At 73.4% G+C, this 8,282-nt stretch carries 9 protein-coding genes and 1 pseudogene; 3 read left to right on the forward strand and 7 right to left on the reverse strand.

Annotated features, from left to right (window positions below; all coding sequences use genetic code 11):
- The 4 genes from AC2W7J_RS13145 to AC2W7J_RS13160 form a co-directional block, all read right to left on the reverse strand.
- The coding region (locus AC2W7J_RS13145) for a translation initiation factor IF-2 N-terminal domain-containing protein (protein ID WP_485982918.1) at window positions 1-268 on the reverse strand (268 nt) is incomplete at its 3' end.
- A 132-nt stretch (window positions 269-400) separates the two neighbouring features.
- Window positions 401-712, reverse strand: coding sequence for a YlxR family protein (locus AC2W7J_RS13150; RefSeq protein ID WP_485982920.1), 312 nt, complete (start codon window positions 710-712; stop codon window positions 401-403).
- Between the two features lie 29 nt (window positions 713-741).
- The gene (gene nusA, locus AC2W7J_RS13155; protein ID WP_485982922.1) at window positions 742-1,836 is read right to left on the reverse strand and encodes a transcription termination factor NusA; all 1,095 of its coding nucleotides are present in this window, start codon (window positions 1,834-1,836) and stop codon (window positions 742-744) included.
- Window position 1,837: 1 nt separating this feature from the next.
- Window positions 1,838-2,365 (reverse strand): ribosome maturation factor RimP, encoded by a 528-nt coding sequence (locus AC2W7J_RS13160; RefSeq protein ID WP_485982924.1) that lies wholly within the window; start codon window positions 2,363-2,365, stop codon window positions 1,838-1,840.
- Window positions 2,366-2,450: 85 nt separating this feature from the next.
- Here AC2W7J_RS13160 and AC2W7J_RS13165 point away from each other — a divergent pair, with 85 nt between their 5' ends.
- Window positions 2,451-3,305: a hypothetical protein gene (locus AC2W7J_RS13165; protein ID WP_485982926.1), complete on the forward strand. Its 855-nt coding sequence runs from the start codon at window positions 2,451-2,453 to the stop codon at window positions 3,303-3,305.
- Complete coding sequence (locus AC2W7J_RS13170) at window positions 3,302-4,201, forward strand: aminoglycoside phosphotransferase family protein (RefSeq protein WP_485982928.1); 900 nt, start codon at window positions 3,302-3,304, stop codon at window positions 4,199-4,201. The genes AC2W7J_RS13165 and AC2W7J_RS13170 overlap by 4 nt, the downstream gene beginning before the upstream one ends.
- A gap of 75 nt (window positions 4,202-4,276) precedes the next feature.
- On the opposite strand, the gene AC2W7J_RS13175 is transcribed toward AC2W7J_RS13170, so the two are convergent.
- The 3 genes and pseudogenes from AC2W7J_RS13175 to AC2W7J_RS13185 all read right to left on the reverse strand — a co-directional run.
- A complete protein-coding gene (locus AC2W7J_RS13175; protein ID WP_485982930.1) occupies window positions 4,277-5,215 on the reverse strand; it encodes a hypothetical protein in 939 nt (312 codons plus the stop codon).
- A 155-nt stretch (window positions 5,216-5,370) separates the two neighbouring features.
- On the reverse strand, window positions 5,371-6,036 hold the full coding sequence (locus AC2W7J_RS13180; RefSeq protein ID WP_485982934.1) for a response regulator: 666 nt from the start codon (window positions 6,034-6,036) through the stop codon (window positions 5,371-5,373).
- 465 nt (window positions 6,037-6,501) lie between these two features.
- Window positions 6,502-7,077 (reverse strand): annotated as a pseudogene (locus AC2W7J_RS13185) (histidine kinase dimerization/phosphoacceptor domain-containing protein); the annotation flags it as partial.
- A 340-nt stretch (window positions 7,078-7,417) separates the two neighbouring features.
- Here AC2W7J_RS13185 and AC2W7J_RS13190 point away from each other — a divergent pair.
- Window positions 7,418-8,282 (forward strand): hypothetical protein (locus tag AC2W7J_RS13190; protein ID WP_485982932.1); only part of this gene is annotated, 865 nt, incomplete at its 3' end.

Here is an 8,282-nt window from a genome sequence, read left to right on the forward strand (position 1 = left end):
GGGTGCCTCGGCGGCGGGCTCCTGCGCAGGCGGGCTGCGCGGGGGCCGGCTTCGGGCCGGGCTTGGCACCGGGCTTGGGAGCCGCGGCGGCCTTCTTCGCCTTGGGGTCGGCGGCGGGCGGGTTGTCCTTCACCCGGCGCACGACCGGCGCCTCGATCGTCGAGCTCGCCGACTTCACGAACTCTCCCATGTCGCCCAGGTGGGCGAGCAGGGCCTTGCTGGAAACCCCGAGCTCCTTGGCGAGCTCGTGGACACGGACCTTGGCCACGTTTCTCCTTCTCTGGTCCGTACCTGAGAGAAGGCGCGGACCGTCGTCAGTTGAGGTGAATGCTCATTGCTGAGTACTCATCGGGTGCTCATCAGCGTCAAACCCGCTCTCGGTTGCTGTACGTACGGATGACTACGACTGCGCCATCTGATCGATCCAGGCACGAAGGGCGTCGGTCACCTCGACCCGGCGTCGGAACGCCCGGGCGAGGGCCCGCCGCCGGACGGCGAGGTCCAGACAGGCGATGTCGGGGTGGAGCCATGCCCCACGACCCGGCATGCGCCGACGTGGGTCGGGCACGGCAGTGGCGATGCCTCGGCCGTCCGTCTCCACGACGATGCGCAGCAGAGTCGACCGGCTATCCCGTCCGCGACACCCGATGCACGTCCTGACAGGACCTGCGACGGGCGGGTCGGACTGGAGTCCAGACCGGTCGATCCCCATCAGTCTAGCCCCTGCACCGCTCGGCCCCGTCACCCCTCCGGCTGACCGGGGACGGCGACGCCCCCGCTCGAGTCCGGCGCGGTGTCCGGTCGGATGTCGATCCGCCAGCCGGTGAGCTTGGCGGCCAGGCGCGCGTTCTGCCCCTCCTTGCCGATGGCGAGGGAGAGCTGGTAGTCGGGCACGACGACGCGCGCGGAGCGCAGCTTGGGGTCGACGACGGTGACCGACTCGACCTTCGACGGCGAGAGGGCGGCGGCGATGAAGCGCTGCGGGTCCTCGGACCAGTCGACGATGTCGATCTTCTCGCCCTGCAGGTGGGTCATCACCGCGCGGACGCGGGCGCCCATCGCGCCGATGCACGCGCCCTTGGCGTTCAGGCCCGGCACCTTGGAGTGCACCGCGATCTTCGTGCGGTGACCGGCCTCACGGGCGAGCGCCGCGATCTCGACGGAGCCGTCGGCGATCTCGGGCACCTCCATCGCGAAGATCTTGCGCACGAGGTGGGGGTGCGTGCGCGAGAGGGTGATCTCGGGCCCGCGCATGCCGCGCTTGACCGAGACGACGTAGACACGGATGCGGTCACCGTGGTTGTAGACCTCGCCGGGCACCTGCTCGGAGGAGGGCAGGACGCCCTCGACCGTGCCGAAGTCGACGAGGACGTTGCGCGGGTTGGAGCTCTGCTGGATGACGCCGGCAACGATGTCGCCCTCGCGGCCGCGGAAGTCGCCGAGGATCGCCTCGTCCTCGAGGTCACGCATGCGCTGCGTGATGACCTGGCGGGCGGTCGCGCGCGCCGACCGACGATTGTTCGGGGGTGTCGTCGAACTCCGGGCCCAGCTCGCGACGGGTGCGGGTGCGCATGAGCGGCTGGCCCTCCTCGTCGACGGGAGGCTCCTCCCCTTCGCCCGCCTCGACCGGGACCTGCTCCTCGACGAAGTGCTCCTCACGGGCCCACACGACGACGTGGCCGTCCTTGCGGCGAGCTCGGCCCGCGCGTTCTTGTACGCGCCCTCGGTGCGGTGGTAGGCGCCGAGCAGCGCCGCCTCGATCGCGTCGACGAGGATGTCGAAGGGGATCTCGCGCTCTCGCTCGAGCGCCTTGAGGGCGTGGATGTCGATGTCCATGTCAGTCCTCCGTCTCGCCGGCGGCCGGCGTGCTGTCAGGTCGCGTGAACTCCACCTGGGCCACGGCCCGGGTGATGTCGGCGAAGGGGATGTGCTGGGTGTGCGGGGCAGCCTTCTTCGTCCCCTTGACGTGCAGGTCGACCCCGTCGGCGGTCGTCGCGAGGACCCGCCCGGTGACCTGGCCGTCGGCGAGGGTCACCTCGACGAGGCGGCCGACGAGGCGGCGGAAGTGGACCGGCTCGGTGAGAGGGCGGTCGGTGCCCGGGGTGCTCACCTCGAGCGTGTACGGCTGGCTGCCCATGACGTCGCTCGCGTCGAGGGCGTCGCTGACCAGGCGGGTCGCGTCGGCGATCTCGTCGAGCGTGAGCGGCTCGACGGGGGTGTCGCCGACGGTGTCGGCGACCGGCCGCTCGACGGTGATCCGCGCGACGCGGCGCTTGCCGGCAGGGGTGACGCTCACTCCGGCCACGGTGAAGTCGTCACCCAACGCGCCGGACACCTGCTCGAGGATGTCCTGGTCCGAACCCATGGGAAGCCTTCCGTGTGGAGTTGACGTGCTGGCGGCACACTCTAGTCATGATCGGCGCGGTGCGTGGCGTGCGAAGATCGACACCGTGCCTGCCCGACCCAGCCGACGCCTCCTGCTCACCGGTGCCCTCACCCTCTCGGTGACGGCCGTGACCGGCTGCGGGGTGCGCCTCGAGGACGACGCGCCGGACCTCCCCTTCGTCCCGCGGCGTGAGCCGATCCCCGGCGAGGGCGCCCTGCTCGCGGTGCTCGGGGCCCTCGAGGCCGGTGAGGAGGAGCATGCCGCAGCGCGCGCCGACCTGCTACGCAAGGCGCTCACCGAGGCCGGGGTGCCCGACACGGTCGTTGCCGACGCGAGTGCCCCCGGCAGCGATGCCGAGACGGCTGCGGCCTTCGAGGCGGCGGTGCGCGAGTGCGGCCCCGCGATGCTCGGGCTCGCCGGCCGGCTCCTCGTGACGGAGCGGATCACCTCGCGACTCGGCGCGAAGTCGCCCCTGTGGACCACGCCCACGACGTCGAGCGCGTGGGACGACGGTGCCGTCGCCGCGCAGGCCCTGGATGCCACCCGCGCCGCGATGTACGCCCTCGACCTCATCGCCGCCCGCACCTCCGGGGCGGTCACCCGCGACGTCCTCGAGACGAGCGAGGGCCTGCAGGAGCTCGCCGCCCGGCAGACGACGGCCGCCGGCGACGAGGTCGGCCCCGCGACCCTGGGCTACGAACGGCCCGACGACCTGACGAGCCGCACCGCCCTGGAGTGGGGCACCGAGGCCTTCGGCCGGCTGCTCGTCGCCTATGCCGACGGCTTCGACGCGCTCGGCGACGACCGCGACGCCGCGATCGAGACGGTCGCGTGGATGGTGCGGGCAGAGCAGCTCTCGCGCACTCGGTTTCGCCAGCCGGTCCCCGTGCTCTACGGGGACACGACGACGACCGGATGAGGGTCGAGGACGCCGCGGCCCTCGTGCCCGCGGACTTCGCGGCGCGGATCGCGGGCTTCGATGCCGAAGGGGGTCCCGCCGGCGGTGACTGGGTCGCCGCCCTCCCCCACCTCGTCGCCGAGGTCGTCGACGCCTGGGAGCTGACCGTCGACGGCGACCCGATGACCGGCCACTGCTCGCTCGTGCTGCCCCGTGCGCGGGCCCGAGGGTGCGGCGGTGCTCAAGCTGGGCTGGCCGCACACCGACGCCGACGGGGAGCACCTCGCCCTGCGGGCCTGGGACGGACGCGGTGCCGTGCGGCTGCTGCGCGCCGACCCGCGGCGATCGTGCTGCTGCTCGAGCGGCTGACGACCGAGGACCTCGACGGGCTCTGGGACGAGGAGGCCGTCGCGATCGTCGCCGGGCTCTACGCCGACCTGCACATCGCTCCCCTGCCCCAGCTGCCGGTGCTCGTGCCGTGGGCCAGCGAGATCCTCGGCCGGTCGGCGGCAGCCGGCGTGCCGCGACGCTACGTCGAGCAGGGGCGGTCCTCCCTTCGCTCGCTGGAGGAGCTCGGCGGCGAGCGGCTGCTCCACGGCGACCTGCACTACGGCAACGTCCTGTCCGACGGCACCGACTGGGTGGCGATCGACCCCAAGCCGATCGTCGGCCACCCCGCGTGGGAGGTCGGGCCGCTGCTCACCAACCGGTGGGCGGAGATGGGGACCGGCGCGTCGCTGCGCTGGTCGGTGCGGCGCCGGGTCGAGGTCGTGTCCGACGTGGCGGGGCTCGACGAGGAGCTCGTGCGGGCGGTGAGCGCGCTGCGTGAGGTGGTGAACGCGGTCTGGGCCACCGAGGACGGTGACGGCGAGCGGGTGTCGCGGGCGATCGCGCTCATCAAGGCCCTGGGCGACTGAGTCGTTCCCTGTGTGAGCATCTGCGCGGCCGTGTCACCCCATACGGTCACACGGCGAGCGGGAACGTCACACGGGTCAGGCGGTGCGACGTCGACGCGCGCGGTCCAGGGCTGCCCCGACCTTCCGACGCACGACCCGTGGATCGCTCAGGTCGGCCCACGTCAGGCGCACGACCTCGTAGCCGAGCTCACGGAGTCGGTCCTCCCGCAGCTTCTCGGCGCGCAGGTCGTCGATGTCGCGGTACTTGCGCATCCCGTCGACCTCTATGACGACGCCTGCCTCTTCGATGAGGAAGTCGAGCCGAGCCCACACCTCTCCGTACTCGTCACGCAGCTCGACCTGTGGGGTGGCTGGTGGGAGTCCAGCAAGGTGGAAGCACCACCGGGCCCGCGACTCGGCGGCGGACTCGGCCTTCGAGTCAGCCAGCGCGAGCACCTGACGGGGCGCGCTCGACGTGCGACCGGCGCCCACGGCCGCCACAGCCTCCTCGAGGTCGCGCATCGTCATCCGCTCCCGGTGCAGGGCGTCGTCAACGCTCACGAGTGCCGCTTCTGGCCCGCAGGCGGCGGCGACCTGGACGCACGCGGCAGCGACCGAGACCACCGGAAGACCCGCTGCTGCGTCGAGGAATCGCTCGGGCACGAGACGGTGGACCCTGACCAAGGCGGAGGTACGCCCCCTTCGCCCGTCGGCCCACGAGAGGTGCACCCGGTCGTCGACCCCGTGCAGAGAGATGCCGTGGACCGCGAGCGCACTGTGGTGGGTCAGGACGACCGGGCACCCCGCGTCCGTGGTCAGACCGGCCGCCACAGCCACCGCCCGCATCCCGTGACGCTCCCACGGCGGGGAGGTGCGCCACCGCTCCCCGTCGACGAGGGCATTGCGTCGCAACCTGAGCAACACGCCTGCCGACACCGCGCGCTCGATCTCGCGACGGCTCACCCCAGCGGCCACGAGCGACGTCGCCGAGGTGGCGCCGGTTCGCTCGAGGGCGAAGACGATCCGGGGGTCCATGACGCCAGCGTGGCGGATCGCGCGCCGTCCACCGTCGGGTTCTCCACAGCGCCCACGCGTTTCACCCGCCTGTGTCACCGTGTGGTCACCCGTGTGACCGCATGGGGTGACACGGGTGCGCACAAGGTGACACACGCCGGCGGTGCGCTGCTCGGCTAGGCGCCGGGCACGACGACGGCGTGCTCGTAGGCGAAGACGACCGCCTGGGCGCGGTCGCGCAGGCCGAGCTTGGCGAGCACCCGCGACACGTGCGTCTTGACCGTCTGCTCGGCGAGGTAGAGCTCGCCGGCGATCTCGGCGTTGGAGCGCCCACCGGCGATGAGCTCGAGGACCTCGCGTTCCCGGGCGGTGAGCGACTCGAGCTGCGGCGACCGGCGCGGGACGGTGCCGCGGCGACGGGTCGACTCCTCGATGAGCCGACGGGTGATGCTCGGCGCGAGCAGCTGGTCGCCACCGGCGACGACGCGCACGGCGCGGACGAGCTCGTCGGCGGGCGCGTCCTTGAGCATGAACCCGCTGGCGCCGAGGCGCAGGGCCTCGTAGACGTAGTCGTCGATGTCGAAGGTCGTGAGCATGAGCACCCGCGGGCGGGTCGGGCTCGGCGCCGAGAGGATCGTCGCCGTGGCCTCCAGGCCGTTGACCTCCGGCATCCGCACGTCCATGAGGACGACGTCGGGGGCGAGCCGGGCCACCTCGCGCACGCCGGTCGCGCCGTCGGCTGCCTCCCCGATGACGCTGATGTCGGGCTGGGCGTCGAGGAGCGCACCGAAGCCCTGCCGCACCATCGCCTGGTCGTCGACGATGACCACCGAGATCGCCATGCGCCTAGCCTCCCAGCCCGGGCCGGTCGTCGAGCGGCACCTGCGCGGTGACGACGAAGCCGCCCTCGGGGCCGTGGGCCCGGCCGTGAGGACTCCCCCGACCGCCTCGACGCGCGTGCGCATGCCGGGGATGCCGTGACCGCCGCCCTGCTCCGTCACCGGCCGAGCCGCCCCGGGCCGAAGGGGAGGTCCCCACCGTGAGCAGGGCGGCCCGCGGGGCGTCCTCGGCGTGCACCGGCAGCAGCTCCACACGCACCGACGAGCCCGGGGAGTGCCGGCTGGCGTTGGCCAGCGCCTCCTGCAGCACGCGGTGCAGGGCCAGCCCGGTGCCGGGCGGCACCGCTCGGGTCGACCCGAGTGCCAGGTGAGGTCCATGCCGGCGGCGCGTGAGGACTCGAGCAGGGCCGGCAGGTCGGCGAGCGTCGGCTGCGGCGCGGTCGCGACGGGCGTGCCCTCCTCCCGCAGGACCCCGAGGACGGAGCGAACCTCCTGCAGCGCGGCTCGGGCCGACTCCTCGATGCCGGCGAGCTCTCCCTTCGCCTCCGGGGTGAGGCCGGGGACGCGGTAGGGCGCGGTCTGTGCCTGCACGACGACCATCGACATGTGGTGGGCGACGACGTCGTGCAGCTCACGGGCGATGCGGCTGCGCTCCTCGACGACGGCGCGACGGGCCCGCTCGACCTCGGCCTCCTCCTCCTGTCGGGCGATCTGGCGACGGGAGAGGACGAGCCAGCGCACGAGCAGGCCGAAGGCGACGATGACGACGACGCCGATCGCCCACGGCTTGAGGCCGGTGTCCATGACGACGAGGGAGAGCAGCGCCGTGACGACGGTGGCGAGGGCGACCTCGCGGGCGGCGCCGGCGAGCGCCACGACGAGCACCGTGAGCAGCAGGACGAGGAAGTGCGTCACCGGCCACGGCATCGGCCAGTCCGCGTGGCCCGGCACGACGAGCCACACGAGGGAGGCGGCCATCGACACCACCCACGCGGCGATCGCGCGCTGACCCGCCGCGAGGACGACGAGGGGCGCCACCGTCATGAGCGCGAGGACCGGCAGGAGCGAGTCCGGGACGTCGTGGGTGACCGTCGTCGTCGACCACGTGACGACGACCAGGAGCAGCGCCAGCGCCCACAGCAGGACGAAGGGGTGAGCGGCCGCCCCTTCGTCAGCCGGGTGAGGCCACGACCGCTCGCGGCGAGGGCACGCCCGACCCACGAGCGGGGCGGGCGCGGGAGGCGGGGCATGGCACTCAGGCTACGGAGCCGCGGGGTCCGCGTCGTCATACTTCGGAGCCATCTGCGCTGGCCCCCGGGTAGCACCCGACGACGGCACGTGCGGGTGACGCGGCGCGCGGGGCGCGCTCGCGAGGTTCACCGGCATGACCTCGCCACTGACCCGCACCGCCCTGATCACCCTCGTCGCCGCAGCGCTCTGGGCGGCCTTGACCCTCGCCGGCCGACCGCCGACGACGCAGTCCGACCCGGGATCCCGCTCGGCCGTCGCCGCGCTCACCTCGGGCTCGGTGCCGCGTGCCGCCGCTGCGCTGCCCGCCGGCTTCGCCGCCGACCTGGGCTACACGCCGGTCGTGGAGGACGGTCGCCTCGTCAACCCCACCGGGTCGTGCTCCTCGCCCGTGCCGCTGCCGGCGGAGTTCGAGGGGCCGTGCCGGCAGCACGACCTCGGCTACGACCTGCTGCGCCATGCCGCGCACGTCGACGGGGCACTGCCCCCGGGGTCGCGGCAGGCCCTCGACGCGCAGCTGACCCGGTCCGCGGTGGCGAGCTGCGCTGCGCGCGAAGGGATCTCGCGCACCAGGTGCACCTCGTGGGCGCACATCGCCGGCTTCTTCGTACGCGCCAACTCGGTGCGCCAGCACGACGTGGCGCCGCTCCCGGAGGACGCCGCGTCGACGGCCGCGATGGCCTCCGGGGCCGTGGCCCTCGTCGGCACCGGGTCGACGCTTGCGCTCGGTGGACGCCGGCTCATGGGGCGCCAGCCAACTCTGCAAAACCCTAGGGTCTTGGGGAGTTGCATCCGGCGGCGGGCCGGTGGGTGGACAGCGGGCGTGCCGCTGCCACGGGTGTCGGGTGCCGCGGCCGTCGCGGTCGGTCTGCTGCTCAGCCTCTCCCCCGCGCACCTGCCGCACGGGCCACTCCTGCAGGGCGCCCTGACCGCCGTCCTCGTCGGTGGCTGCGTCACGCTCACACGCCTGCTGCGCCCGGCCGTGCCCCCGGCTCGTCGGC

Source organism: Janibacter sp. CFPM2_SD2 (assembly GCF_057364645.1).

What these genes read in the sequence shown, in the direction of transcription:
- AC2W7J_RS13150 (WP_485982920.1), bottom strand. Translation starts at nt 712, where the DNA reads ATGGGGATCGACCGGTCTGGACTCCAGTCCGACCCGCCCGTCGCAGGT.
- nusA (WP_485982922.1), bottom strand. Translation starts at nt 1,836, where the DNA reads ATGGACATCGACATCCACGCCCTCAAGGCGCTCGAGCGAGAGCGCGAG.
- AC2W7J_RS13160 (WP_485982924.1), bottom strand. Translation starts at nt 2,365, where the DNA reads ATGGGTTCGGACCAGGACATCCTCGAGCAGGTGTCCGGCGCGTTGGGT.
- AC2W7J_RS13170 (WP_485982928.1), top strand. Translation starts at nt 3,302, where the DNA reads ATGAGGGTCGAGGACGCCGCGGCCCTCGTGCCCGCGGACTTCGCGGCG.
- AC2W7J_RS13175 (WP_485982930.1), bottom strand. Translation starts at nt 5,215, where the DNA reads ATGGACCCCCGGATCGTCTTCGCCCTCGAGCGAACCGGCGCCACCTCG.
- AC2W7J_RS13180 (WP_485982934.1), bottom strand. Translation starts at nt 6,036, where the DNA reads ATGGCGATCTCGGTGGTCATCGTCGACGACCAGGCGATGGTGCGGCAG.